This window comes from Streptomyces sp. NPDC055243, assembly GCF_044544025.1.
Classification (GTDB): Bacteria; Actinomycetota; Actinomycetes; order Streptomycetales; family Streptomycetaceae; genus Streptomyces.
Genome location: NZ_JBITWR010000006.1, coordinates 370,757 through 396,798, shown reverse-complemented (window position 1 = coordinate 396,798; position 26,042 = coordinate 370,757). Strand labels below are relative to the sequence as shown.

The 26,042-nt window shown below is 69.5% G+C and carries 21 protein-coding genes and 2 tRNA genes; 7 read left to right on the top strand and 16 right to left on the bottom strand.

Annotated features, from left to right (window positions below):
• Position 1: 1 nt before the first annotated feature.
• The 5 genes from mreC to ACIGXX_RS20350 all read right to left on the bottom strand — a co-directional run bounded on the left by mreC (position 2) and on the right by ACIGXX_RS20350 (position 4,947).
• A complete protein-coding gene (mreC, locus tag ACIGXX_RS20370; protein WP_351160536.1) occupies positions 2-955 on the bottom strand; it encodes a rod shape-determining protein MreC in 954 nt (317 codons plus the stop codon).
• A gap of 230 nt (positions 956-1,185) precedes the next feature.
• Positions 1,186-2,205 carry a rod shape-determining protein gene (locus ACIGXX_RS20365; protein WP_160505014.1) on the bottom strand — a complete coding sequence of 340 codons (1,020 nt, stop codon included), beginning with the start codon at positions 2,203-2,205 and terminating at the stop codon, positions 1,186-1,188.
• A 346-nt stretch (positions 2,206-2,551) separates the two neighbouring features.
• The gene (ndk, locus tag ACIGXX_RS20360) at positions 2,552-2,965 is read right to left on the bottom strand and encodes a nucleoside-diphosphate kinase (protein WP_351160538.1); all 414 of its coding nucleotides are present in this window, start codon (positions 2,963-2,965) and stop codon (positions 2,552-2,554) included.
• A gap of 99 nt (positions 2,966-3,064) precedes the next feature.
• The gene (locus ACIGXX_RS20355; RefSeq protein ID WP_351160540.1) at positions 3,065-3,415 is read right to left on the bottom strand and encodes a DUF4233 domain-containing protein; all 351 of its coding nucleotides are present in this window, start codon (positions 3,413-3,415) and stop codon (positions 3,065-3,067) included.
• Positions 3,416-3,420: 5 nt separating this feature from the next.
• Positions 3,421-4,947, bottom strand: a complete 1,527-nt coding sequence (locus tag ACIGXX_RS20350) for a bifunctional folylpolyglutamate synthase/dihydrofolate synthase (RefSeq protein WP_399977421.1) — start codon at positions 4,945-4,947, stop codon at positions 3,421-3,423.
• 154 nt (positions 4,948-5,101) lie between these two features.
• On the opposite strand from ACIGXX_RS20350, the gene ACIGXX_RS20345 reads away from it, so the two are divergent.
• Positions 5,102-6,109 carry a rod shape-determining protein gene (locus tag ACIGXX_RS20345; RefSeq protein WP_351160544.1) on the top strand — a complete coding sequence of 336 codons (1,008 nt, stop codon included), beginning with the start codon at positions 5,102-5,104 and terminating at the stop codon, positions 6,107-6,109.
• A gap of 809 nt (positions 6,110-6,918) precedes the next feature.
• On the opposite strand, the gene ACIGXX_RS20340 is transcribed toward ACIGXX_RS20345, so the two are convergent.
• Complete coding sequence (locus ACIGXX_RS20340) at positions 6,919-8,079, bottom strand: histidine kinase (protein ID WP_366461950.1); 1,161 nt, start codon at positions 8,077-8,079, stop codon at positions 6,919-6,921.
• A 130-nt stretch (positions 8,080-8,209) separates the two neighbouring features.
• On the opposite strand from ACIGXX_RS20340, the gene ACIGXX_RS20335 reads away from it, so the two are divergent.
• Positions 8,210-8,875 carry a hypothetical protein gene (locus tag ACIGXX_RS20335; RefSeq protein ID WP_399977416.1) on the top strand — a complete coding sequence of 222 codons (666 nt, stop codon included), beginning with the start codon at positions 8,210-8,212 and terminating at the stop codon, positions 8,873-8,875.
• An 8-nt stretch (positions 8,876-8,883) separates the two neighbouring features.
• Here the strand turns inward: ACIGXX_RS20335 and ACIGXX_RS20330 are convergent, their stop codons facing one another.
• Positions 8,884-11,508, bottom strand: a complete 2,625-nt coding sequence (locus ACIGXX_RS20330) for a valine--tRNA ligase (protein ID WP_399977413.1) — start codon at positions 11,506-11,508, stop codon at positions 8,884-8,886.
• A gap of 136 nt (positions 11,509-11,644) precedes the next feature.
• Here ACIGXX_RS20330 and ACIGXX_RS20325 point away from each other — a divergent pair, with 136 nt between their 5' ends.
• The 3 genes from ACIGXX_RS20325 (at position 11,645) to ACIGXX_RS20315 (ending at position 14,611) form a co-directional block, all read left to right on the top strand.
• Entirely contained in the window at positions 11,645-12,580 is a 936-nt protein-coding gene (locus ACIGXX_RS20325) for a hypothetical protein (protein WP_399977410.1), read from the top strand.
• A gap of 107 nt (positions 12,581-12,687) precedes the next feature.
• On the top strand, positions 12,688-13,683 hold the full coding sequence (locus ACIGXX_RS20320; protein ID WP_361462335.1) for a hypothetical protein: 996 nt from the start codon (positions 12,688-12,690) through the stop codon (positions 13,681-13,683).
• A gap of 37 nt (positions 13,684-13,720) precedes the next feature.
• Entirely contained in the window at positions 13,721-14,611 is an 891-nt protein-coding gene (locus ACIGXX_RS20315; protein ID WP_366461953.1) for a hypothetical protein, read from the top strand.
• Between the two features lie 82 nt (positions 14,612-14,693).
• On the opposite strand, the gene clpX is transcribed toward ACIGXX_RS20315, so the two are convergent.
• The 5 genes from clpX to ACIGXX_RS20290 all read right to left on the bottom strand — a co-directional run bounded on the left by clpX (position 14,694) and on the right by ACIGXX_RS20290 (position 19,519).
• On the bottom strand, positions 14,694-15,983 hold the full coding sequence (gene clpX, locus ACIGXX_RS20310) for an ATP-dependent Clp protease ATP-binding subunit ClpX (RefSeq protein WP_351160558.1): 1,290 nt from the start codon (positions 15,981-15,983) through the stop codon (positions 14,694-14,696).
• Positions 15,984-16,139: 156 nt separating this feature from the next.
• Positions 16,140-16,820 (bottom strand): ATP-dependent Clp protease proteolytic subunit, encoded by a 681-nt coding sequence (locus tag ACIGXX_RS20305; RefSeq protein ID WP_351160561.1) that lies wholly within the window; start codon positions 16,818-16,820, stop codon positions 16,140-16,142.
• A 60-nt stretch (positions 16,821-16,880) separates the two neighbouring features.
• On the bottom strand, positions 16,881-17,486 hold the full coding sequence (locus ACIGXX_RS20300; protein ID WP_202122057.1) for an ATP-dependent Clp protease proteolytic subunit: 606 nt from the start codon (positions 17,484-17,486) through the stop codon (positions 16,881-16,883).
• Between the two features lie 432 nt (positions 17,487-17,918).
• Positions 17,919-19,316 carry a trigger factor gene (gene tig, locus ACIGXX_RS20295; RefSeq protein WP_351160564.1) on the bottom strand — a complete coding sequence of 466 codons (1,398 nt, stop codon included), beginning with the start codon at positions 19,314-19,316 and terminating at the stop codon, positions 17,919-17,921.
• A gap of 126 nt (positions 19,317-19,442) precedes the next feature.
• Positions 19,443-19,519: transfer RNA gene (locus tag ACIGXX_RS20290), tRNA-Pro, on the bottom strand.
• Between the two features lie 171 nt (positions 19,520-19,690).
• Between ACIGXX_RS20290 and ACIGXX_RS20285 the strand changes: the two genes are divergently transcribed.
• Positions 19,691-19,761 (top strand) — tRNA-Gly (locus ACIGXX_RS20285).
• Positions 19,762-19,943: 182 nt separating this feature from the next.
• Here ACIGXX_RS20285 and ACIGXX_RS20280 read toward each other — a convergent pair.
• Positions 19,944-20,138: a hypothetical protein gene (locus ACIGXX_RS20280; RefSeq protein ID WP_351160566.1), complete on the bottom strand. Its 195-nt coding sequence runs from the start codon at positions 20,136-20,138 to the stop codon at positions 19,944-19,946.
• Positions 20,139-20,779: 641 nt separating this feature from the next.
• Here ACIGXX_RS20280 and ACIGXX_RS20275 point away from each other — a divergent pair.
• Positions 20,780-22,045 carry an acyltransferase family protein gene (locus ACIGXX_RS20275; RefSeq protein WP_351160568.1) on the top strand — a complete coding sequence of 422 codons (1,266 nt, stop codon included), beginning with the start codon at positions 20,780-20,782 and terminating at the stop codon, positions 22,043-22,045.
• Positions 22,046-22,054: 9 nt separating this feature from the next.
• Here the strand turns inward: ACIGXX_RS20275 and ACIGXX_RS20270 are convergent, their stop codons facing one another.
• The 3 genes from ACIGXX_RS20270 to ACIGXX_RS20260 are packed head-to-tail and all read right to left on the bottom strand — an operon-like array spanning position 22,055 to position 25,888.
• Positions 22,055-22,504 carry an HD domain-containing protein gene (locus tag ACIGXX_RS20270; RefSeq protein ID WP_351160570.1) on the bottom strand — a complete coding sequence of 150 codons (450 nt, stop codon included), beginning with the start codon at positions 22,502-22,504 and terminating at the stop codon, positions 22,055-22,057.
• Positions 22,505-22,540: 36 nt separating this feature from the next.
• A complete protein-coding gene (locus ACIGXX_RS20265) occupies positions 22,541-25,006 on the bottom strand; it encodes an ABC transporter permease (protein WP_399977401.1) in 2,466 nt (821 codons plus the stop codon).
• Positions 25,007-25,051: 45 nt separating this feature from the next.
• The gene (locus ACIGXX_RS20260) at positions 25,052-25,888 is read right to left on the bottom strand and encodes an ABC transporter ATP-binding protein (RefSeq protein ID WP_351160574.1); all 837 of its coding nucleotides are present in this window, start codon (positions 25,886-25,888) and stop codon (positions 25,052-25,054) included.
• Positions 25,889-26,042: the final 154 nt, after the last annotated feature.

Below are 26,042 nucleotides of genomic sequence, written 5' to 3'. Positions count from 1 at the left end.
CCTACTGCTCGTTGCCGTTGTCGACGCCGTCGGCCGGGGGCTGTCCTGACGGGGTGGCCGTGACGGTCACCGTCGGGGTCGGCTTCGGCTTGGCGGGCTTCTTCGGCAGGACCGTGTCGCGCGGGTCCTCGCGGGGCGCCTCGACGACGACGCCGACGATGTCCAGCTTGGTGAAGCCGACGTACGGCTTGATGAAGATGTTGCGCGTCAGGTCACCGCCCGAGGGGTCCACGCGGACGACCTCGCCGACCGGCACGCCCGGCACGAACGGCTTGTCCCGCTGCGATCCGAAGGTGACCAGGCGGTCGCCCTTCTTGACCTTGGCCTTGCCGTTGAGCATCTGCACCGACAGCGGGCGGTCGCCCTGTCCGGTGGCGAAGCCGAGCTCGTCGGTCTTCTCCATGCGGGTGCCGACGGTGAAGTCGGGGTCGTTGGCGAGCAGGACGGTCGCGGTGCTGGGGCCGACCGTGGTGACGCGGCCGACCAGGCCGTCGCCGTTCAGGACGGTCATGTCGCGCTTGAGTCCGTCGTTGGCGCCCGCGTCGATGGTGACGGTCCAGGAGAAGCCCTGGGCCGCTCCTATGCCGATGACCTCGGCGCCCTTGATGCCGTACTGACCGGCACCCGCGCTCTTGAGCATGCTGTCCAGCTGTCTGACGCGACTGCGGTTGCGGTCGTCGCTGCCGAGCTTCGCCTTCAACGCGGCGTTCTGCCGCGTGAGTTCGGCGATCCGGTCATGCCGGTCGCCGGAGTCCCGTACCGCGCCGATGGCGTTGCCGATCGGGTCGACGGCGGAGGACACTCCGTCCTCGACCGGGCCGAAGACCGTGGCGGCGGCCTGGCGGGCACCGTCGACCGGCGAGTCCTCGCCACCACGGATGTCCACCGTGATCAAAGCGAACGCGATGGCGATCAGCAGCACCAGGAGCAGCCGGCTCTCTCGTGTGTCCCTCACGTGCGGCGGCCGTGCCTTCCTCAGTTGGAAATCCTTGGAATTCTGAGCAACTGTGCGTATGTCCGAGCAAATCTAAGCAATCCGAATCCGCGACGTCTGCGGACGCCGCGGAATTGTTATGCCGTGCCCTTCTTATGCGTTGTCTTCTCAGCCCTCTATATCAACGATCCGCCGCACGAGGTGACAGGCACTCGTACGGCGGACACCCTTTCAGCGGGTTCGCGCCACCCTCAGCGGCGGGGCGACGCGTCGAGCACTTGCTGCAGCGCCTCGAACTCCTCGACGCACTTGCCGGAGCCGAGCGCCACGCTGTCCAGCGGGTCCTCGGCGATGTGGATCGGCATGCCCGTCTCGCGGCGGAGACGCTCGTCGAGGCCGCGCAGCAGGGCGCCGCCTCCGGTGAGAACGATGCCGCGGTCCATGACGTCACCGGAAAGCTCCGGCGGGCACTTGTCGAGGGTCGTCTTCACCGCGTCCACGATCGCGTTGACCGGCTCCTCGATGGCCTTGCGGACCTCGGCGGCGGAGATGACGACGGTCTTGGGCAGCCCGGAGACCAGGTCCCGGCCGCGGATCTCGGTGTGCTCGTCGGCGTCCATGTCGTACGCCGAACCGATGGTGATCTTGATCTGCTCGGCCGTGCGCTCGCCGAGGAGGAGGGAGTACTCCTTCTTGATGTGCTGGATGATCGCGTTGTCCAGCTCGTCGCCCGCGACACGGATCGACTGTGCCGTGACGATTCCGCCCAGCGAGATGACGGCGACCTCGGTGGTGCCACCGCCGATGTCGACCACCATGTTGCCCGTGGCCTCGTGGACCGGCAGGCCGGAACCGATGGCCGCGGCCATGGGCTCCTCGATGATGTGCACCTGGCGGGCGCCGGCCTGCGAGGAGGCCTCGATGACGGCGCGGCGCTCGACTCCGGTGATGCCGGAGGGCACACAGACGACGACACGCGGGCGGGCGAGGTACCGCCGCTTGTGGATCTTCAGGATGAAGTAGCGGAGCATCCGCTCGGTGATCTCGAAGTCGGCGATGACGCCGTCCTTCAGCGGTCGCACGGCAACGATGTTGCCCGGCGTGCGACCGATCATCTTCTTGGCTTCGGCGCCGACAGCGAGGATGCCACCGGTGTTGGTGTTGATCGCGACGACGGACGGCTCGTTGAGAACGATCCCCCGACCCCTGACGTACACCAGCGTGTTGGCGGTCCCGAGGTCGACAGCCATGTCACGGCCGATGAACGACATGTTGTTCCCCATGAGGATGCGTCTGGCCTTCCCTGGAGCGTTTGATGGCTTTTTAGGTAGGCGAGGTGGGTGCTGTGTGGCGTGGAGGCTTCCATCGTAGTCTCGCCTGCACGAACACGGCGCTAGGGTCTTCGCCATTGTCAGCAGATGATGCGCCGCCTCGCTCTTGGAGACGTGCCATCGGAGGCACGGGTTCCCCCAATTGGGGCGCATATGCCAAGGGGCGGCCGGTTTTCTCGGCCACCCCTGGTCAGGGCGGTGCCCTGCTGACTAGGCGTCAGAAGTCTTTACGGAACTCTTTACGAGTGTCTCTGCATACGGACGTCAGACGGACGCCGGACGGGTGTCAGACGGCACCCGGGAAGAAGATCTTCAGCTCGCGCTCGGCGGACTCCTCGGAGTCCGAGGCGTGGATCAGGTTCTCCCGGACGATCGTGCCGAAGTCGCCACGGATGGAGCCGGGCGCGGCGGCGATCGGGTCGGTGGGACCCGCCAGGGCGCGCACGCCCTCGATGACGCGCTCACCCTCGACGACGAGCGCCACGACCGGACCGGAGGACATGAAGTCGACCAGCGGCTCGTAGAAGGGCTTGCCCTTGTGCTCGCCGTAGTGCTGCTCCAGCGTCTCCTGGTCGAGCGAGCGCAGTTCGAGCGCGGAGATCGTCCAGCCCGCCTTGCGCTCGATGCGGCCGATGATCTCGCCGATCAGGCCACGACGGACGGTGTCGGGCTTGAGCAGGACGAGAGTGCGCTGGGTCATGTGCGGCTCCAAGCATTTTTTCTACGAGCGTGTGGGTTGCCCGGCAGAATACCGGCACCCACTACACCGCGTTACCTCCGGCCCCTGGAGCCCGCCCCGCTAGGCCCCGGCCTCCGCCTCGGCCTGCGCCGCGAACCGGGCCTTCGCCTCGTCGATCTTCTGGCCGAAGTGCAGCGAGGCCCACCACAGCGCGGCGAACACCGCCCCCATGAAGAACATGATCGGCACGACGAACCCGCTGGCGATGAGCGCGATCTGCAGCGCCCAGCCCAGCTGCACCCCGCCGGGCCGGGTGATCATTCCGCACAGCAGGACGCAGAACAGCATCGCGATGCCGCTGACCGTCCAGACCGTGCCCATCGACAGGTCCGGGTCCTTCATGGCGACCAGACCGGCGAAGCCGATGACGAAGAACTCGCCGATCAGCGTCGAAGCACAGAGCGTACGCACAGGAGTCAGCCCCTCCCCAGGAGCAGTCGGGCCTCGCCGACGGTGATGACGGAGCCGGTGACCAGGACGCCACCGCCCGCGTACTCGCCCTCTTCCTCGGCGAGGGTGATCGCGGCCTCGAGGGCGTCCGGCAGGCGCGGCTCGACCTGGACGCGGTCGTCGCCGAAGACCTCGACGGCGAGCCCGGCCAGCGTGTCCGCGTCCATCGCGCGATGGCTGGAGTTCTGCGTGATGACGACCTCGGCGAAGATCGGCTCGAAGGCTTCGAGCAGCCCCTTCATGTCCTTGCCGTCGCTCGCCGCGACGACGCCGATCAGATTGCTGAAGTCGAAGACCTCGCTGATCGCCTCGGCGGTGGCGCGGGCGCCCGCGGGGTTGTGCGCGGCGTCCAGGACGACGGTCGGCGAGGTGCGCACGACCTCCAGGCGGCCCGGCGCGGAGACCGAGGCGAAGGCCTTGCGGATGGTCTCGATGTCGAGCGGGCGCGCGTGCTGCGAGCCGATGCCGAAGAACGCCTCCACCGCGGCGAGCGCGACGGCGGCGTTGTGCGCCTGATAGGCGCCGTGCAGGGGCAGGAAGACCTCTTCGTACTCCCCGCCGAGGCCGCGCAGGGTCAGGAGCTGGCCGCCGACCGCCACCGTGCGGGAGACGATGCCGAACTCCAGGCCCTCGCGGGCCACCGTCGCGTCGACCTCGACGGCCTTCTTCAGGAGCACCTGCGCCGCGTCCACCGGCTGCTGGGCGAGGATCACCGTCGCGTCCGGCTTGACGATGCCGGCCTTCTCGCCGGCGATCTCGCCCGGCGTGCTGCCCAGGCGGTCGGTGTGGTCCAGGTCGATGGGCGTGACGACGGCGACCGAGCCGTCGATCACGTTCGTCGCGTCCCAGCTGCCGCCCATGCCGACCTCGACGACGGCGACGTCCACGGGGGCGTCCGCGAAGGCCGCGTACGCCATGCCCGTGAGCACCTCGAAGAAGGAGAGCCTGTACTCCTCCTTGGCGTCGACCATGTCCACGTACGGCTTGATGTCGTTGTACGTCTCCACGAAGCGCTCGGCCTCGATGGGGGCGCCGTCCAGGCTGATCCGCTCGGTGATCAACTGGACGTGCGGCGAGGTGTAACGCCCGGTGCGCAGCTCGAAGGCGCTGAGCAGGGCCTCGATCATGCGGGCCGTGGACGTCTTGCCGTTCGTCCCGGTGATGTGGATCGAGGGGTACGCGCGCTGGGGCTCGCCCAGGACATCCATCAGCGCGGCGATCCGGCTGACGGAGGGCTCCAGCTTCGTCTCTCCCCAGCGGCCCGCGAGCTCCGTCTCGACCTCGCGCAGCGCCTTGTCGATCTCCGGGTCGGTGGGGCGGGAGGGGATGTCGCCCTGGGGCGGGCCCGCCTGGGTCCGCAGGGTGCGGCTGCCCGCCTCGATCACGGCGAGGTCGGGGTCACGGTCGGTCTCGGCTTCGACGATCTCTTTGAAACGGTCGTCGCTGTTGTCGCGGTCGGGGTGCTCGCTGTCAGGCGGGGGGAGGTCACTCACGTACGCCAGTCTACGGACGGGGTGTGACAGCCGCCGTCGGGACCTGCCCGGCCGCCGCGCGGGCCCTCTCGGGTCCCTGTCGGGACTAAAGTCCCGGGTAATTCAGGACTTTAGTCCCGACGATCCGGGGATTCGCCGGGCAAACTTGGCGATCATGGACATAGGTATCGACCTCGGCACTGCGAACACCCTTCTCTACGTCCGCGGGCAGGGGATCGTGCTCAACGAACCGTCCGTGGTCGCCGTCAAGGAGGGCGCGCGGACGGCTCTCGCCGTCGGTACGGAGGCCAAGGAGACGATCGGCCGTACACCGGGCTCCATCACCGCGATCCGCCCCCTGAAGGGCGGCGTGATCAGCGACTACGAAGCCGCCGAGGAGATGATCCGGCACTTCGTGCGCAAGGCCGTTCCGGGGCGCCGTCCCCGTACGCGGATGGTGATCTGCGTGCCGAGCGGTGTCACCCAGGTCGAGCGCCGGGCCATCGTGCACGCGGCGCAGCGGGCGGGGGCCCGCGCCGTGCACCTGGTGGAGGAGCCGATGGCGGCGGCGATCGGCGCGGGGCTTCCGGTGGCGGAGCCGCGGGGGTCGATGGTGGTCGACATCGGGGGCGGCACGACGGAGGTCGCGGTGATCTCCCTGGGCGGGATCGTCACGGCGCAGTCGCTGCGGGTGGGCGGGGACCGCCTGGACGAGGCGATCACGAACTTCGTGCGCAAGGAGCACGGGCTGCTTATCGGGGAGCGGACCGCCGAGGACATCAAGGTCGCGATCGGCTCGGCGTGGCCGGTGCCGGGGGACGACGCGCTGGAGTCGCGGACGTTCACCGTGCGGGGGCGGGAGAAGGTGCGGGGGCTGCCGAAGACGGTGGAGCTGACGGTGCGGGAGGTGCGGGCCGCGCTGGACGAGCCGGTGGAGGCGGTGATCGCCGCGGTGCGGACGACGCTGGAGGAGTGCCCGCCGGAGCTCTCTGGGGACGTCATGGAGCACGGCATCGTCCTGACGGGCGGCGGCGCGCTGCTGCCGGGCCTCGACCTGCGGATGGCTTCGGCCACCGGAATCCCGGTGTTCGTGGCCGACAATCCGCTGGACAGCGTGGCGCTGGGCTGCGGGAAGTGCGTGGAGGACTTCGACGGGCTGGAGCGGGTGATGTCTGCGGCGTAGGCCTGCGGTGGGCGGGGCGAGGCGGGACGGGGCGAGGCGTGACGGGTGCGTCTTGGGTGCGGGGCCGCGCCGGTATGTCCGTCCTCGCCATCGTCCGGTGGCCACGGGGCTGCTGCGAAACCGAAGCCGCCCCCTCGCGCGCGCTCCCGACTGCGGGTCGCGGGGCAGGCTGCGGGTCCCGGTCCGGCTGTGGGTGCGGTGCCGCACCGGTATGTCCGTCCTCGCCATCGTCCGGTGGCCACGGGGCTGCTGCGAAACCGAAGCCGTCCCCTTGCGTGCGCTCCCGACTGCGGATCGTGGGGCAGGCTGCGGGTCCCCGTCCGGCTGTGGGTGCGGGGCCGCGCCGGTATGTCCGTCCTCGCCATCGTCCGGTGGCCACGGGGCTGCTGCGAAACCGGAGCCGCCCCCTCGCGCGCGCTCCCGACTGCGGGTCGCGGGGCAGGCTGCGGGTCCCGTCCGGCTGTGGGGGCGGGGCCGCGCCGGTATGTCCGTCCTCGCCATCGTCCGGTGGCCCCATGGGTACTTCGGCCCCGGAGCGCCGCGAACCGTGCTCCGGGCGGACATACCGGCACGTCCCCTCCCGAGCGCTCCCGACTGCGGCTGCCGGGGCCATTCCCCACCACCCCCTAGGTTCTTCACCCACCCCGGTCCGTACGTCCCCCACCCACCCGCCCACCCATCCCTTGGCACGCGGGGCAATCGGGCGGGTGGGCGGGAAAGGTCTGTTCGTCGCGGGCGAGGCTGCGGGGTGATCGGGCGGGTGGGTGGGAGAGGTTGTTCGTCCAGAGTGCCGCGGGGGGCGGTGGGGCTCAGGCCAGGTCCCCCGCGGGGAGCGTGGCCAGGACCTCGTACGCACCGGCCCGCGGGCCGGAGGCGAAGGTGCCGCCCACCGTGTGGACCCGCTCCGCCATACCGGCCGTGCCGGTCCCCGCGGAGACCGGTGACGGGGCCGAGCCGGCGGCAGGCAGCGCGTTGCGTACGGACACCCGCAGGCGCCCCGCGGCCACCTCCACCCGCACATCCACCCGCTCCCCCGGCGCATGCTTCGCCGCGTTCGTCAGACACTCCTGCACCACCCGGTGCACCGCCGCCTGGCGGATGGGCGACAGCCGGTGGGCCGCCCCGTCGATCAGGAGATCGACCGGCGTACCCGCCCGCTCGCTGCGCTCGGCCAGTTCGGGAAGCGCGTCGAGCCCCGGCGTGGGGGCGCCGTCCACGCCCCGCCGCACGATGATCTCGTTCAGCATCCGGTGCGCCGAGCGCGCCGTCTCGGAGAGCTCCTCGAAGCCGTCCTCGAAGGCCCCGCCCGTCGCCCGGCGGGCCAGCACCTGCGAGCGCACGCTCAGCAGCGTCAGCTCGCGCCCGACGAAGTCGTGCACGTCCCGCGCGATACGGGACCGCTCCTGCTGCACCGCGTGCAACGCGTCCGTCTCCGCCCGCTGCGCCTGCAGCGCACGGACCAGGTCCTGGCGGTTGGCCGCCACCCCCACCCCCGCGGCCAGCACCCCGATCGGCACGACCAGGCTGAGGAAGGAACTCAGGGTGTCCCCGCGGTGCACCGGCCAGCCGGGCAGGGTGAACATCACGTACGCGAAGGCCACATAGCCGATCACGCCGACCGTGCCGGCCAGACGGCCGCGGTACCTGCCCAGGGAGTACAGCGCGAACTGGGCCAGCGTCAGGTCGTGCAGCCAGCCCACGAGCACGAGAGCCACCGCGTACGTCACCCAGGGAGCCCCGCGGCGCAGCAGCAGGGTCGCGGCGCCGCAGGTGAGGACCAGGGCCGCGAGCGGGCCGTTCAGGGAGTTGTCCGCCTCGGCCAGACCGGGGATCTCCAGGCTCATCAGGGCCAGGCAGCTCAGGGCGGTGAGCGCGTCCTGTGCCCGGGGCGCACGTACGCAGCGCCCGGCCAGCCGACGGCCCGCGGCCGTCGCCTCGCGGATCGCCTGGGCGACGGGCAGGTCGTGCATGCCCTCCATCATCCAAGGTCTTTCTGCCCGAATCATCGGACTTATGACCTTTATTTCGTGAAGTGTGACACGTCGACGCCCGTCGGCGTGGCTACCCCCGAAAGGCGGACTCCAGGGGTCAAATCAGACCATGTGGTATGCCCAGAACCCCGGCCGACGGACCCGCCAGCTCCTCGGCGACGGCGCGGTCCTGCTCTGGACCGCGCTGTGGACCGCCGCCGCCGTCGTCGCCTACCGGCTGGCCTGTCTGCTCACCCGCCCCGCACCGGAAACCCCCGCCCCGCCCCTGGGCGACCCGTCACGGCTGCCCCTGGTCGGTGAACGCGTCGACTCCGCGCTGCGGGCCGCCGCGGACGTCGCCGGAGCCGGGGACCCGGTGACCGTCCGCGCGGCGGTGATCGTGGGCGCCGTCGTCGTCTTCCTCGTACCCGTCGGTCTCCTGCTCAGCAGCTGGCTCCCCCGCCGCCTGCGCTGGATCCGGCAGGCGGCAGCCGCCCAGGAGCTCGCCGCGAGCGACGACGGCCGCGAACTGCTCGCCCTGCGCGCCCTGCTGCGTCCCCTGGACGAGGTCGCGCGCACCGCGTACGAACTCCCCGGCGCCACCGCGGGCAGCCTCGCCGAGGGCTGGCGCGGCGGCGACCCCGTCGTCATCGACGCGCTCGCCGAGGCGGAGCTGGTGCGCCTGGGGCTGCACATCCCCGAGCAGGTGTACATCCCCGTACAGGAGACGGGACCGGAAAACGGGGCAGGGCCCATGGAACCGGTCGGTTCCATGGGCCCTGTCTCCACCGCGTGACCAGCTGACTAGGCCGCCGGCAGCCCGTCCAGCTGGGCCTGCAGCCGGGTGATGTCGGCGTCCGCCTTGGTGAGGCGGCCGCGGATCTTGTCGACCACGTTGTCCGGCGCCTTCGCCAGGAACGCTTCGTTGCCGAGCTTCGCCGTGGCCTGCGCCTTCTCCTTCTCGGCCGCCGCGAGGTCCTTGGCGAGGCGCTTGCGCTCCGCCGCGACGTCGATCGTGCCGGACAGGTCGAGCGCCACCGTGGCGCCCGAGACCGGCAGCGTGGCGGTGGCCGCGAAGCTCTCGCCCTCCGGCTGGAGGCGCAGGAGCTGACGGATGGCCGCCTCGTGCGGGGCGAGTGCCGTGCCGTCCAGGGAGAGACGGGCCGGGACCTTCTGGCCCGGCTGAAGCCCCTGGTCGGCGCGGAAGCGGCGGACCTCGGTGATGACCTGCTGGAGGGTCTCGATCTCCCGCTCGGCCCCGGCGTCGCGGAAGCCACTGTCCTTCGGCCACTCGGCGATCACGAGGGACTCGCGGCCGGTGAGCGTCGTCCAGAGCGTCTCCGTCACGAACGGGACGATCGGGTGCAGCAGGCGCAGCGTCACGTCGAGGACCTCGCCCAGGACACGGCCCGAGACCTTCGCCGCGTCGCCGCCGCCCATGAACGTCGTCTTGGACAGCTCGACGTACCAGTCGAAGACCTCGTCCCACGCGAAGTGGAAGAGGGCGTCCGACAACTTGGCGAACTGGTAGTCGTCGTAGAGCGCGTCGACCTCGGCGACCGTCGCGTTCAGCCGGGACAGGATCCAGCGGTCCGTCGCCGAGAGCTGCTCCACGGGCGGCAGATCGCCCTCGATCGTGGCGCCGTTCATCAGCGCGAAGCGCGTGGCGTTCCAGATCTTGTTGGCGAAGTTCCGCGAGCCCTGGACCCAGTCCTCGCCGATCGGCACGTCCGTGCCGGGGTTGGCGCCGCGGGCCAGCGTGAAGCGGACGGCGTCCGAGCCGTACTTGTCCATCCAGTCCAGCGGGTTGACCGCGTTGCCGAACGACTTCGACATCTTCTTGCCGAACTGGTCGCGGACCATGCCGTGCAGCACGATCGTGTGGAACGGCGGGGTGCCGTCCATCGCGTACAGACCGAACATCATCATCCGGGCGACCCAGAAGAAGAGGATGTCGTAGCCGGTGACCAGGACGGAGTTCGGATAGAACTTCGCCAGGCTGTCGGTCTGCTCCGGCCAGCCGAGCGTGGAGAACGGCCACAGGCCGGAGGAGAACCACGTGTCGAGGACGTCGCTGTCCTGCGTCCAGCCCTCGCCGGTGGGCGCCTCGTCGTCCGGTCCGACGCAGACGACCTCGCCGTTCGGCCCGTACCAGACCGGGATGCGGTGGCCCCACCAGAGCTGACGCGAGATGCACCAGTCGTGGAGGTTGTCGACCCAGTCGAAGTAGCGCTTCTCCATCTCCTGCGGGTGGATCGCTACCTTGCCGTCGCGGACCGCGTCACCGGCGGCCTTGGCGAGCGGGCCGACCTTGACCCACCACTGCATCGACAGGCGCGGCTCGATGGTGGTCTTGCAGCGCGAGCAGTGGCCGACCGAGTGCGCGTACGGACGCTTCTCGGCGACGATGCGGCCCTCGGCGCGCAGCGCGCCGACGATGGCGCTGCGGGCCTCCAGGCGGTCCAGGCCCTGGAAGGGGCCGGGCACGGTGATCACGGCGTGCTCGTCCATGACCGCGATGTTCGGCAGGTCGTGGCGCTGGCCGATCTCGAAGTCGTTCGGGTCGTGCGCCGGGGTCACCTTGACGGCGCCGGTGCCGAACTCGGGGTCGACGTGCTCGTCGGCGACGACGGGGATCGTGCGGTCGGTCAGCGGCAGCTTGATCTGCTTGCCGACCAGGTGCTTGTACCGCTCGTCGTCGGGGTGGACCGCGACGGCGGTGTCACCGAGCATCGTCTCGGCACGGGTCGTGGCCACGACGATGGTCTCGTCCCCCTCGCCGTACTTCATCGAGACGAGCTCGCCGTCGTCGTCCTGGTACTCGACCTCGATGTCCGAGATGGCGGTCAGGCAGCGCGGGCACCAGTTGATGATGCGCTCGGCGCGGTAGATCAGCTCGTCGTCGTAGAGCTTCTTGAAGATGGTCTGGACGGACTGCGAGAGCCCCTCGTCCATCGTGAACCGCTCGCGGTCCCAGTCGACGCCGTCGCCGAGGCGGCGCATCTGCCCGGAGATCTGGCCGCCGGACTCGCCCTTCCACTTCCAGACGCGCTCGATGAACTCCTCGCGCCCCAGGTCGTGGCGGGACTTGCCCTCCTTGGCGAGCTCGCGCTCCACGACGTTCTGCGTGGCGATGCCGGCGTGGTCCATGCCCGGCTGCCACAGCGTCTCGAAGCCCTGCATGCGCTTGCGGCGGGTGAGGGCGTCGATGAGCGTGTGCTCGAAGGCGTGGCCCAGGTGCAGGGAGCCGGTGACGTTCGGCGGCGGGATGACGACGGTGTACGGGGGCTTCTCGCCGGCCGCGTCGGCGGAGAAGTAGCCGCGTTCTACCCAGCGCTCGTACAGCGTCCCCTCTACCTCGGCCGGCGCGTACTGGGTCGGCAGTTCGGTGATGGGCGCTGGATTCTGCTGCTGAGTGTTCTCGGTCACCGGGTCAGTTTAGAGGTGTCACAGACCCGTCCCGAAACCGGATTCTTCAGTAACGGTTGCGGCCCGACGCCCCATGGGGCTCCGCCTTCGGTCAGGATGTCGGCATCACATAAGCGTTCGGAGGGGAACCCACGCGATGAGCTACAACCAGCCTGGCCCGTACGGCGGGCAGCAGCCCCAGCAGCCCGGTCCCTACGGGCAGCAGCCGGGCCAGCCTGGACCCTACGGCCAGCCGCCGCAGGCACCCCAGCCCGGCTACGGCTATCCCCAGCAGGCTCCGCAGGGCGTCCCTCCGCAGCAGGGCGGCTACAGCCAGCCGCAGCAGCCGGGTCCGTACGACCACAACCAGCCGGGCGGCCCGTACGGGCAGGTGCCGCCGCCCCCGCCCGCGGGTGGCGGCAGCGGCAAGAAGACCGGGATCATCATCGGCGCGGTCGTGGCGCTCGTCGCGATCGGCGGCGGCATCTGGTGGTTCACGGCGGGCAAGGACGACAGCTCGTCGGCGGGCAACTCGGCCGTGGCGGACGACGGGGCGCACAAGCTGGTCACGCCCGAGACGGTGCTCTCCGATTACAAGAAGGGCGCGTCGACCGGCGAGGGCTTCGACGACGAGGACATGAAGAAGGCCGAGAAGGACGGCGTCAAGAACGGCACGCCCGTGGACGCCGAGTACCAGTCGGGCGACAAGAGCAACCCGCTGGCCCAGAAGATGATCAAGTTCATGGGCGTCTACGGCGAGATCGACGACCCGTCCAAGGTGGTCGACGTCATGTTCGACAAGATGAAGGAGCAGTCGACGACCGAGAAGACCGACACGGGGAAGCTCATCGGCAGCCCGAAGAGCTTCAACGCGGACGGCGCGGTCGTCAAGTGCCAGGAGACGGAGATCAAGAGCAACGGCGCCGGGCCGAAGTCGATCCGCATGCCGGTCTGCATCTGGGGCGACAACAGCACCGTCGGTGTCGTGATCCCGGTCGACATGGCGAGCGCCATGACCGGCAAGAGCGCCTCGCTCCAGGACGCCGCGGACACGACGACGAAGTTCCGCAAGGAAGTCCGCGTCAAGGCCTGATCGCCCTACGGCGTCACCTGGCACTCAGCAGCCCCGGTCGCTTCGGCCGGGGCTGCTTCCGTCAGGATGTCGGAATCACATAAGCGCACTCACGGGGGAACCCACTCATGAGCTACAACCAGCCCGGCCCGTACGGCGGCCAGCAGCCGCAGCAGCCAGGCCCGTACGGCCAGCAGCCCGGCCCCTACGGTCAGCAGCCGCCTGCCCCGCAGCCCGGCTACGGCTACCCTCCGCAGGCCCCGCAGGGCGTGCCCCCGCAGCAGCCCCCGTACGGCCAGCCCCAGCAGCCGGGCCCGTACGGCCAGCAGCCGCAGGCGCCCTACGGCCAGGTCCCGCCGCCTCCGCCCCCGCAGGGCGGCGGCAAGAAGACCGGCATCATCATCGCCGCGGTGGTCGCGGTCGCCGCGGTCGCGGTCGGTGGCTACTTCGTGCTCGCGGGCGGTGACGACAAGGACAGCGGCAAGAAGGGCGGCTCCTCGTCCGTTGCGGGCGGCGGCGACGACGCGGGCGTCAAGGACGACGGCGCGCACAAGCTGACGACGCCGGCGACGGTCCTCTCCGAGTACAAGCTCAGCAAGGAGGCCGGCAGCGGGAGCGGCATGACCTCGAACGACATCAGGGAAGCCGAGAAGCACGGCGTGAGCAACGCCAAGGACGTCGAGGGCCAGTACCAGTCGGGGACCGAGGACAACCCGCTGTCGCAGAAGATCCTGCAGTTCAACGGCGTCTACGGCGACATCGCGGACCCGGAGAAGGTCGTCGACGCGATGTTCGTCGAGGCGGAGAAGAACGCCAAGGAGGGCGACAGCGGCGGCGAGCCGATGACGATGGTCGGCAGCCCCCAGTCGTACAGCCCCGCCGGTCTCGACGGCGCGGTGATGAAGTGCCAGGAGATGAAGTTCGACCTGGGCTCGTCGACGGGCGGCAGCAGCGCGGGCCCGAGCAACATGTCGATGGCGACCTGCATCTGGGGCGACAAGAGCACGCTCGGCATCGTGATCACCACGGACGTGGCGAACGCGATGGCCGGCAAGAGCGCCGACCTCGACGAGGCCGCGGAGAAGACGGCCAAGTTCCGCAAGGAAGTCCGCGTCAAGCTCTGACCGTCAGCCCGACATCTTGCGGAGGGGAACCCGCTCAATGAGTTACAACCAGCCTGGCCCGTACGGCGGTCAGCCGCAGCAGCCACCGGCCCCGCAGCCCGGATACGGCTACCCCCAGCAGCCCCAGGGCCCGTACGGGCAGCAGCCCCAAGGGCCGTACGGGCAGCAGCCCCAGGGGCCGTACGGACAGATGCCCCAGGGCCCGTACGGGCAGATGCCGCCCTCGGCGCCGCCCGGCGGTGGTGGCAAGAAGGCCGGGGTCATCGTCGGTGTCGTCGTTGCCGTCGCCGCGATAGGCGCCGGCGTGTGGTGGTTCACCGCGGGCAACGGCAGCGGCTCCGTCGCCGATGACGGCAAGACGTACAAGCTGACGGCGCCCGCCTCCGTCCTCGGCGGTGAGTACAAGAAGGCCGACTCGTCCGGCGGCGGTGGCGGTATGTCGTCCAGCGACCTCAAGGACCTGGAGAAGCAGGGCGTCAGCAACCCCAAGGACGTCTTCGCCGCGTACAACTACGGCGAGGGATCGACCATGAAGTCCCTCAACTACTCCGGTGTGTACGGGGAGATCGACGACCCGGAGAAGGTCGTCGACGCCATGTTCGCCGAGATGGAGAAGAACGCCGCGAAGAACTCGGGCACCGGCATGAAGCTCATCGGCAGCCCCGAGGAGTTCACTCCGGACGGCTTCGAGAACGGCATCATGAAGTGCCAGGAGGCCGAGTTCAAGATGGGCGAGGTCGGCCCGGAGGACGAAGGCGTGCCGAACAGCTTCAAGACGCCCATGTGCGTCTGGGGCGACCACAGCACGGTCGCGTACGCCGCGTACTCCGATGTCGCCGCGACCGCGAGCGGCGCGGACATCAAGCTGGAGAACGTGGCCAGCCTGGTGACCAATCTCCGCGACGACGTGCGCGTCGAGGTCAAGTAGACGGCACCGCAAGGCCGTTCAACGAGAAGGGGCGCCCGGCGATCACATCGCCGGGCGCCCCTCTCACGTACGTACTACATGCCTACGCCGACTTCTGCTCGCCGCCGGACCCCGGACCCCGCACATCGCGCGGCACCAGCGTCGGGTTGACGTTCGAGTGGACGACGTCCGCCGTGATGACCACGCGGGCCACGTCCTTGCGGGACGGGACCTCGTACATCACCGACTGGAGGACTTCCTCCATGATGGCGCGCAGGCCACGCGCGCCGGTCTGGCGCAGGATCGCCTGGTCGGCGATGGCCTCGAGCGCCTCGCGCTCGAAGTCAAGCTCCACGCCGTCGAGTTCGAACAGGCGCTGGTACTGCTTCACCAGTGCGTTGCGCGGCTCCACCAGGATCTGGAGCAGGGCCTCGCGGTCCAGGTTGTGGACCGAGGTGATCACGGGGAGGCGGCCGATGAACTCCGGGATCATCCCGAACTTCACCAGGTCCTCCGGCATGATGTCCTCGAACCGGTCCTTCTCCTGGAGCTCGCGCTTGGAGTGGATCGTGGCGCCGAAGCCGATGCCCTTGGCGCCCGCCCGCGACTCGATGATCTTCTCGAGGCCGGCGAAGGCGCCGCCCACGATGAAGAGCACGTTCGTCGTGTCGATCTGGATGAACTCCTGGTGCGGATGCTTGCGGCCGCCCTGCGGGGGAACCGACGCCGTCGTGCCTTCCAGGATCTTGAGCAGGGCCTGCTGGACGCCCTCGCCCGAGACATCGCGCGTGATCGAAGGGTTCTCGCTCTTGCGGGCGACCTTGTCGATCTCGTCGATGTAGATGATGCCCGTCTCGGCCTTCTTGACGTCGTAGTCAGCGGCCTGGATGAGCTTCAGGAGGATGTTCTCGACGTCCTCGCCGACATAGCCCGCCTCCGTGAGCGCCGTCGCGTCCGCGATGGCGAACGGGACGTTCAGCATGCGCGCGAGCGTCTGCGCGAGCAGCGTCTTGCCGGAGCCGGTCGGGCCGAGCAGCAGGATGTTGGACTTGGCGAGTTCGATCGCGTCGTCACGGCCCTGCGCGCCGCCGGTCTCGCCGGCCTGGACCCGCTTGTAGTGGTTGTAGACCGCTACCGAGAGGGCTTTCTTCGCGGGCTCCTGGCCCACGACATAGCCCTCGAGGAATTCGTAGATCTCGCGAGGCTTGGGGAGTTCCTCCCACCGCACCTCGCTCGTCTCCGCGAGCTCTTCCTCGATGATCTCGTTGCAGAGGTCGATGCACTCATCGCAGATGTACACACCGGGACCTGCGATGAGCTTCTTGACCTGCTTCTGACTCTTCCCGCAGAACGAGCACTTGAGCAGATCGCCGCCGTCACCGATGCGTGCCACGAGGTGCTTCCCCTTCGCCTGGGAGACGCCACGTTCAGCGACTCCTGGTGCCTCATATCCGACGGTACCTTGCCTGGCCCCCCGTTCGGGCCCCCCTTGGCACGGTTCACTTTGTCGTGGACCGTGCCAAGGAACGGCAGATGCTACAGCGCTGCGTCAGACGACCGACGAATTGTTCATCTTCCGGGTGGAGATGATCTGGTCGACCAGGCCGTACGCGAGCGCGTCCTCGGCCGTGAGGATCTTGTCGCGCTCGATGTCGTCGCGGATCTTCTCGATCGGCGTCGTGGAGTGCTTGGCCAGCATCTCCTCCAGCTGCGCACGCATCCGGAGGATCTCGTTCGCGGCGATCTCCAGGTCGGAGACCTGACCGCGGCCCGTCTCGCTGTAGGGCTGGTGGATCAGGACGCGCGCGTTCGGGAGCGCCATGCGCTTGCCCGGCGTACCGGCCGCGAGGAGCACGGCGGCGGCGGACGCGGCCTGGCCCATGCAGACCGTCTGCACGTCGGGCTTCACGAACTGCATCGTGTCGTAGATGGCCGTGAGCGCCGTGAAGGAGCCACCGGGGCTGTTGATGTAGATCGAGATGTCGCGGTCGGGGTCCATCGACTCCAGGCACAGGAGCTGCGCCATGACGTCGTTGGCGGACGCGTCGTCGATCTGCACGCCGAGGAAGATCACGCGCTCCTCGAAGAGCTTCGCGTACGGGTCGTACTCGCGCACGCCCTGCGAGGTGCGCTCGACGAAGCGCGGGATCACGTAGCGGGATTCGGCGGTCGGGCCGGTGTACTCGGCCTGGGTGGGCTCGTAGAGGCCGCTGCCGGGGTTGTTCTTCATCTCTGTAGGTCTCCTGAGGAGCGTGGGCTGGGTCGGCTTCGGAAGGGCTGAGCGGGCTGCTCAGGCTCCCGTGCCGCCGCCGCCCGGCATGCTGGCCGCGTTGGGCATGATGTCGTCGATGAGGCCGTACTCCTTGGCCTCCTGCGGGTCGAACCAGCGGTCGCGGTCCGAGTCGCGGGTGACCTGCTCGACGGTCTGGCCCGTGTGGAACGCGGTGAGGTCCGCCATCTTCTTCTTGGTGAGAAGCAGCCGCTCGGCGTGGATCTTGATGTCCGACGCGGAGCCCGCGAGTCCGGCGGAGGGCTGGTGGATCAGGATCTCGGCGTTCGGCAGCGCGAAGCGCTTGCCGGGGGTGCCGGCGCTGAGCAGGAACTGGCCCATCGAGGCCGCCATGCCCATCGCGATCGTCACCACGTCGTTCTGGATGTACTGCATGGTGTCGTAGATCGCCATGCCGGCCGTGATGGATCCACCAGGGCTGTTGATGTAAAGGAAGATGTCCTTGTCCGGCTCTGCGGCAAGGAGCAGCAACTGCGCGGTGATCTTGTTGGCGATGTCGTCGTCCACGGCCTGGCCGAGGAAGATGATCCGCTCGCCGAGCAGCCGGTTGTAGACCTGGTCGCCGAGGCCACCACCGATGGAGGGGTCGCCGGCGGCGGAGGGCATCAGATTCGTCACGTATCCACCTGCTCGTCTTACGACGGCGCCGGGCCGTCTCACGTCTTCTTCTGAGGCTTGGGACCCCGCGTGCTCGCCGCTCCGGGGCGGCTTCGGGGACTCCCCTGCCCTCGTATTCATGGACCCTAACGCTCAGCCCCGTCCGGGGAATCCCGCAAAGGTGACTGTTCGCTGTGAGCGCAGGTTCTGGCGGGGGCGCCTTGTCAGCTGCCGGGGCGCCCCGTCAGGGGCGCGGGGTACTGCGCGAGCAACCCCCACAAGCCGCAGACGCGGCTGCCACCGGCGGTCGCACGGCGGGTGCGGCCCGTCGGGGGCTGGCCGCACAGTTCCCCGCGCCCCTGACGGGGCGCCCCTATAAGGCCGGGCCCCGGGGACATGCGTCCCCGGGGCCCGGTCATGCGCTCAATGAAGCGAGGCTGCTCAGGCCTCGGTCTTCTTCTCCTCGGCCTCGGCCGGCTCGGCGGCCGCTTCCTCGGAGGAGGCCTCGACCGTCTCGGCGGTCTCGTCCTCGTCGTCGAGGTCCACGACCTCGCCGTTCGTGTCCTTGACCGTCGCGGCCTCCACGACGACCGCGAGGGCCTTGCCGCGGGCGACCTCGCCGACCAGCATCGGGACCTGGCCGCCTTCGACGACGGCCTGGGCGAACTGGTCCGGGCTCATGCCGGAGGACTGCGCGCGACGCATGAGGTGCTCGGTGAGCTCCTCCTGGTTCACGTTCAGCTTCTCCTTGTTGACGAGCTCGTCGAGGACGAACTGCGTCTTGATGCCCTTCTCGGCCTGCTCCTTGGTCTCGGCGTCGAACTCTTCCTCGGTCTTGCCCTGGATCTCCAGGTACTTCGCGAGGTCGAGGCCCATCTGGCCGAGCTGGTGGTTCACCAGGTTGTGCTTGCGGGTCTCGATCTCGTCCGCGAGGAGCTTCTCGGGGACGGGGACCTCGACCAGCTCGAGCAGCTTCTCCAGGACGCGCTCCTGGGCCTGCGTCGCCTGGTCGTACTGCTTCATGTTCTCGAGGCGCTTGCGGCTGTCCGCCTTGACCTCGTCCAGGGTGTCGAACTCCGACGCGAGCTGCGCGAAGTCGTCGTCCAGGGACGGGAGTTCACGGGCGGCGACCTGGGTGACCTTGACGGTCACCTCGGACTCCTTGCCCGCGGCGGAGCCGCCCTTGAGCTCGGAGGTGAAGGTGGCCTCGCCACCGGCCTCCAGACCCTTGACGGCCTCGTCGATGCCCTCGAGGAGCTCGCCGGAGCCGATCGTGTAGGAGACGCCGGACGCGACGCCGTCCTCCAGGACCTCTCCGTCGACCTTGGCCTCCAGGTCGAGCGTCACGACGTCGCCGTCTTCGGCGGCGCGCTCGACCGGCGAGGTGGACGCGAAGCGCTCACGGAGCTCCTCGACGGCCTTCTCGACGTCTTCGTCGCTGACCTCGACCGCGTCGACCTCGACCTCGATGCCGGAGTAGTCCGGGATCTCGATCGCGGGACGGATGTCGACCTCAGCGGTGAAGTTGAGGGTCTCGTTGTCCTTCAGCTCGGTGATGTCCACCTCGGGCTGGCCCAGGACGTTGAGCTCGGCCTCGTTCACGGCCTCGGTGTAGAACTTCGGGAGCGCGTCGTTGACGGCCTCTTCGAGGACGGCGCCGCGGCCGAACCGCTGGTCGATGACTCGGGCAGGGATCTTGCCCTTGCGGAAGCCCTTCACCGTGACCTGCTGGTTGATCTTCTTGTAGGCCGCGTCGAGGCTGTCCTTGAGCTCCTCGAAGGGCACCTCAACAGTGAGCCGAACCCGGGTCGGGTTCAGGGTCTCCACGGCGCTCTTCACGGTTCGGTCTCCTTGGGGCTGACTTCTTGGGATTGAGCCCGGCTCAGAGACACACGGGCACACAGCTTGCATAGTAACGGCAAGCGGGAGCCGACCCACAATGCGATCTTGTGAGGGAGATCTTGCTGGTCGGGGTGGCGGGATTTGAACCCACGGCCTTCCGCTCCCAAAGCGGACGCGCTACCAAGCTGCGCCACACCCCGTCGGTGCGACACGTAGGGTACATGCCCGCAGGCAGTGCGGCGCCCGCTGAATCGCGAGTACGTACGGGGTGTGCGGCGAGGGGCTCCGACCCGCTACGATGCTTGCCGTGCCGCGGTCGCCGACCAGCAGCGTCCCCGATGTATTGCGGGACGTACCGCGGCGTGTGCTGTGCGGGTGTAGCTCAATGGTAGAGCCCTAGTCTTCCAAACTAGCTACGCGGGTTCGATTCCCGTCACCCGCTCTGTGGCCTCCGGCCCGGTTCCTCGGAACCGGGCCGGAGGCTTTTGTGCGTTCATGGACCGCCCGAGCGGACATCTCGGCCCGCCGCCGGAGCCGCACCGGGCGTCGATCGGATGGACGCCTGTCTCCGGTGTCTCCGGCGGGACCGAGTCGCGTGACGGTGCCCCTGGCTTCGCAGGCCGCTCAGAAGCTGATCGAGTTGATCGTCTCGGCCACTTCGTTGAGGAAGCGGTTTATGGAAGGCGCCATTCCAGTTGAGGCGAGGAAGAACCCGAACAACACCGCGACGATCGCGGGCCCCGTTTTGATCGATCCTCCGCGGATCAGCACGATGAGGATGATCGCCAACAGCAACACCACTGACAGCGAAATGGCCACACTGATCACACCCTAGGTCGGTCTCTCCCCGGCCCGGGGGGTACGACCCCGCACACCCCCGCCAGAACCATCGTGCCACCAACGCGCCGTCCGTATGCGGCCGGTGACACATCGTCGGCCAACGCCGCACGTGCCCGGCGGGGGCCCGGCGCACGGGGGCGCCCTTGGGGCGTATGAACACCGCGCCCCCGCACGGCAATTCGAAGCCCGCGCACGGCCACTAATTCGGCTTGATCGTTTCCATTGCCACACAACTCGTTCGCCAGAAATTCGAATTGTTGCCGGCCACACATCACCGGCTTCACAAGGAGCCGATCAATCGGACATTTCACCAGAGTCGCCTGCGGGCGTTATGCAACGTTTAAGGGGGATGAGATGCGACGTAATGGACATACGGGCCCGTGTATCGCCCGTGTCATCGAGGGTGACAGGAGTTGAATCTCCATGTCGACTTCGGTCATTCCCGGGTACTCGGACCTCAATAGCCCTGAACCGTCTGTGATTGAGCTGACAGCCGAGTTGAGGGTTTTACGAATACACGCAAGCGACGCTAGGGTGCCTCAGATGTTCCACGCTGCCACCATCCCCGCAAGCGCAGTGCGGTCCCGGATCGTCTCACCGAGCTCTTGGTGGGAGGGCCTGTGACGAACTCGGTTCACCCGCACGGCCGCCACCGGGCGCCGCTCCCCCCGGCACATGTGCCGGCGGACGGAGTACCTGGCCCCCGCGCCCCCCAGTCCACCATGGCCGCGACTCTTCCCCACGCCCCGGCCGGCACCACCGCTCGACCCGGCTCCCTGGGCCACGCAGGCTCCACGGGCCACCCCGGTTCCACCACCGGCAAGCCCGTCTCCACGGGTCAACCCGCCAAGCAGCGCGACTCGTTCTTCGACAACGCCAAGTATCTGGCGATCGTCCTGGTCGCCATGGCGCACGCCTGGGAGCCGTTGACGGACGGCAGCCGCGCCGCAGAGGCGCTGTACATGACCGTCTACACGTTCCACATGCCGGCGTTCATCCTCATCTCCGGCTACTTCTCGCGCAGCTTCGACATGCGGTCCGACCGCCTCAAGCGCCTGGTGACCGGCATCGCCGTGCCGTACGTCATCTTCGAAGTCGCGTACACCTTCTTCAAGCGCTACGCGGACGACGATCCGACGCAGCCGATCAGTCTGCTCGACCCCTGGTACCTCACCTGGTTCCTGGTCGCGCTCTTCGTCTGGCGTCTGACGACCCCGCTGTGGAAGCTGGTGCGTTGGCCGATTCCGCTCGCGCTCGCCATCGCCGTGCTCGCGTCGATCTCGCCGGACATCGGTGACGACCTCGATCTGCAGCGCGTGCTGCAGTTCCTGCCCTTCTTCGTGCTCGGTCTGTTCATGAAGCCCGAGTACTTCCAGCTGGTGCGGCGCCGCGAGGTGCGGCTGCTCTCCGTCCCGATCTTCGCGAGCGCACTGCTCCTCGCGTACTGGGCCGGGCCGCGGATGACCTCGGCCTGGTTCTACCGCCGGGACAGCGCGCAGGAGTTGGGCGCGCCGTGGTGGGCCGGTGTCGTGATGACGCTGGCACTGTTCGGCTGCTCCGCCATCCTGACCGCCTGCTTCTTCGCGTGGGTTCCGCGCCGGAAGATGTGGTTCACGGTGCTGGGCGCGGGCACGCTGTACGGCTACCTGCTGCACGGCTTCCTCGCCAAGGGCTCGCGCTTCTGGGGCTGGTTCGAGAACTACGAGTGGATGCACACGCCTGCCGGCGAGGTACTCGTCTCGCTGGTGGCCGCGGCTGTGGTGACGCTCCTCTGTACGCCTCCGGTGCAGCGGATGTTCCGCTTCGCCATGGAGCCGAAGATGGAGTGGGCGTTCAAGCGGGATGCCGCGGCGCTGGCCAGGGAGCGGGCCAAGTCCTCGGCTTGACCGCTCGGTTCACAGGCCCAGCAGGGCGCGCATGTTGGTGTACTTCGCCGTGAGGCGAGTGCGGGTCGGCCCGTCTAGCTCTGCTAGGCGGGCCGGATTCGCGTTGTGGGCCAGGTCCGCCTCCTTCACCAGGCGGGCGCCGGGGGTTTCGAGGATGCGGGCGGCGTACGCCTGCGGGGACTCGCCCGGTTGTTTGGTGAGGGCGCGGACGATGGCCTTCGTGTACGGGGTGAGGGGCGCGGCCTCCAGCCACTCCTCGGTGAGGGCGTCGTCCTCGATGGCGTCGTGGAGCCAGGCGGCGGCGATCTGTTCCGGCGAACCGCCTCGGGCCTCGACCCCGTCCGCCACGGCTCGCAGATGCTCCGTGTAGGGGCGGCCCGCTTTGTCCTTCTGGGTGGCGTGGGCCTGGCGAGCGATGGCCTCCACCTCGGGCAGGGAGAGGGCGGGGTCGGGATTCATACGGGGATTGTCTCCCCGACCCCGCACAAGACGGCCTCAAACGCCGGACGGGCCGGATTCCCTCAACGCCGCCCTCGCCGGCAAGGCCGTCGCCGCCAGGCCCAGCGCCAGTGCCGCTCCCGCGAAGGACCCGTACAGCAGCGGTGGGATGTACGGGGATTCGCCCGTCAGGCCCCTCATCATCGGGACCAGTGTCGCCAGGGCGATCGCCGAGCCGATCACGATGCCCGCGCCGGCGACCAGGAGCGCCTCCCACCGCACCATGAGCATCACCTGGCGCCGGGTGGAGCCGATCAGGCGCAGGGTGTCGAGCTCGCGGCGGCGGTCCAGGACCGTCATCACCAGGGTGTTGGCCGCGGCGATCGCGGCGAAGCCGCCGAGTACGGCCGCCATCACCGTGTTCGCCCAGGCGTTGACCGCGCGTTCGGTGGACTGCGCCCTGGCGTAGCCGTCGCGGTCCTGGAGCGTGCCGAGGGCGGTGAGGGCCTGCGGTGCCTCGCCCTTCGTCCAGATCTCCGAGGAGAAGGACGACGTCACGTGGGGTTTCAAGTCCGCGGCGGGGAGCGTCACTTGGGAGAGGCCCAGGCCCCTGCCGTACGTGGCCACCACCTTCGGTGACGCCTTCGTGCCGTCGGGCAGCCGCAGCGCGATCCGCTCGCCCGTCTTCACGTGCGCGGAGTCCGCCAGCTTCGCGTCCACGGCGATCTCGCCCTTGCCGAGCGAGGCCATCGTGCCGCTCCTGACGTCCAGGTCCTGGACCGTGGCCAGGTCACGGGACGAGCCCGTCACGCCCTGCGTCGACGCCGTCTCCAGCCAGCGGTCGCCGCCGGAGCCCACCGGCACCAGGACGGAGGTCTTCAGGAGGCCCACGGCCGAGGTGACGCCCGGCGCCCGTCCGGCCTTCGTCACGCCGTCCGGGGTCGCTCCCGCCCCCGACACGGAGAGGATGTGGTCCGCCGTGATGCCCTCGCGCTGCTGGTCGGCGGCGACGCGGTCCTCGCTGGTGTGCATGAAGACGAGGGTCGACGAGAACGCCATCGCGAGAACGATCGGGGTGATCGCGGAGGCCAGACGGCGGGCGTTCGTACGGGAGTTGGCCGCCGCGAGCTGGGCGGAGGCGCCCGCACCGCGCAGCGGAAGTCCGAAAAGGGCCGCACAGCCGCGGGCGACCAGCGGGCCGAGCAGGGCCACGGCGAGCATGAACAGCATGACGATGCCGAGCGCCACGTTGGCCGCGTCGTCGCCCGTCAGGGAGGAGGCGACGCCGGACAGGACGCAGCCTCCGACGGCTGCCGCGATCCCCAGCGGCGTACGGATCCAGCCGAAGCGCAGGCGTTCCACGGAGGACTCGCTCAGGGCCTGGCCCGGCCTGATGCGGGAGGGCCGGCGGGCGGCCAGGTAGCCGGAGAGCAGCGCGGCGAGCACGGCGGCGCCGATGGCCGAGACGAGGGGGATGAAGGAGACCGAGAGGTCCAGGGTCTGCGGGAGGGCGCCCTTCTCCTTGAGCTGGCCGAACCACCACCTGGCCAGGGCGATTCCGGGCAGGACGCCGACCGCTCCCGCGAGGGGTGCGACGAGCAGGGACTCCGTGGCGATGGTGCGGCGGATCTGGCGGGGCGTCGTGCCGATGGCCCGCAGGAGCGCGTACTCACGGGCGCGCTGGCCTACGGAGAGCGCCACCGTGCCCGCGGCGGTGAACATGGCGACCATGGTGGCGATGCCGCCGAAGGAGCCGCCGATCCCGGTGAGCAGTTCCTTGGCGTAGGCGAGTTCGGAACCCTCGGCCTCGCTGCGGTCGTCGCCGGTGTGGACGGCGGCCTTGCCGCCGACGGCGTGCGCCACCTGGGACTTGAGGGCGTCGTCGGTGACGCCCTTCTTGGGCAGGACGGCGATGGCGTCGATGCGGTCGGGGCGGCCGGAGAGGCGTACGGCCTCGGAGTCGGCGAACCAGGCGGTGGGTGCGCCCTGCCGGGACTCGACGGTGCCGGAGACGCGGAAGTCGCGCGGTCCGTCCGCCGTGGTGAGCGTGGTGCGCTCGCCGACGGCCGCGCCGGGCGCGGCGAGGACGACCTCGCCGGGCTGCGGGGCGCGGCCCGCGGTCAGTTTCTCGCCGGTGAAGGACGTGGAGCCCCAGCCGTGTGCGGTGACGCCCTTGCCGCCGGACTGCACCGGGAAGGTGACGTCCGGGACGGCGGTGCGCGCGCCGGGCACCGAACGTGCCTTCGCCAGGAGGGAGTTGTCGATGCGGGCCCGGTCGGGCAGCGGGGTGTTCGACTCGGACCTGCTGTCTCCGCTGCCCGTGACGAAGTGGGCCGTCTGCTCGGCCGCGGCCACCACGGGGGCACCCGCGTACCGGGTGGGCGGCACCGATGCCCGCGCCCCGGTCTCCAGGAGGATGCCGCAGGCGGACACGATCATCGCGGCCATCATCAGCGCGACGAACGTGCCCACGAAGGCGGCGGGTTTGAAGCGGACGGCGGCGCGGGCGAGGCCGTTGGGCATGGGGATTCTCCGGAGTCCGTGGAAGGGCGGGGCCGTGGTGCGGGGCTAGGCCGCCGCTGTCGCGTACGCCGGAGCCGTCAGGGTCGTCATGCGCCGCGCGATCTGCTCGGCGGAGGCTCGCTCCAGGCGGTCCACGATCGCGCCGTCGGCGAGGAAGAGGACGCGGTCCGCGTAGGCGGCCGCGCCCGGGTCGTGGGTGACCATGACGACCGTGGCGCCCATGCCGTCGACGGCCGAGCGGAGCAGGGTGAGGATCTCGGTGGCCGTGGTGGTGTCCAGGGCTCCGGTCGGCTCGTCCGCGAAGATCACGTCCGGGTTCGTGACCAGGGCGCGGGCGATCGCGACGCGCTGCTGCTGGCCGCCGGAGAGCTCGCCGGGGCGGCGCTTGTGCTTGTCGGCGCCGAGGCCGACGCGGGCGAGCATGTCGGAGGCCTTGCGGCGGTCGGGGCGGTGGCCCGCGAGGCGCATCGGCAGGACCACGTTCTGCTCGACGGTCAGCGAGGGCAGCAGGTTGAAGGCCTGGAAGACGAAGCCGAGGCGGGTGCGGCGCAGCGCGGTCAGCTTGTTCTCGCTCATGGAGGTGATCTCCGTGCCGCCCAGCCTCACCGTCCCCTCGCTGGGCCGGTCGAGCCCCGCCGCGCACTGCAGGAAGGTGGACTTGCCGGAGCCCGATGGGCCCATGACGGCGGTGAAGCTGCCGCGCTCCAGGGCGAGGTCGATGCCGCTGAGGGCGTGCACGGCGCCGGAGCCCCTGCCGTACTTGCGGCGTACGCCGTGCAGTTCGACGGCCCAGTCGGTGCCGCGCGGTGCCGCGCCGGGCATCGGGGGCACCGTCGGGGACCCCGGTCCTTCGACTGCTTCCTTCTTGCGCCGCAGCCCCATGGCTCTCTCCGCCTTCCGTAGGTGATGCCTCGAACGTACGGATTCGGGGGTGGTGTGGACCATGAGGTCCCCCGGCGAATCGGGGGTGGGGATAGCCCCCGCAGCGAGCGGATGTACGCCATACAGAGTTGCCGCGTAAACCCTTTGGTAAGCT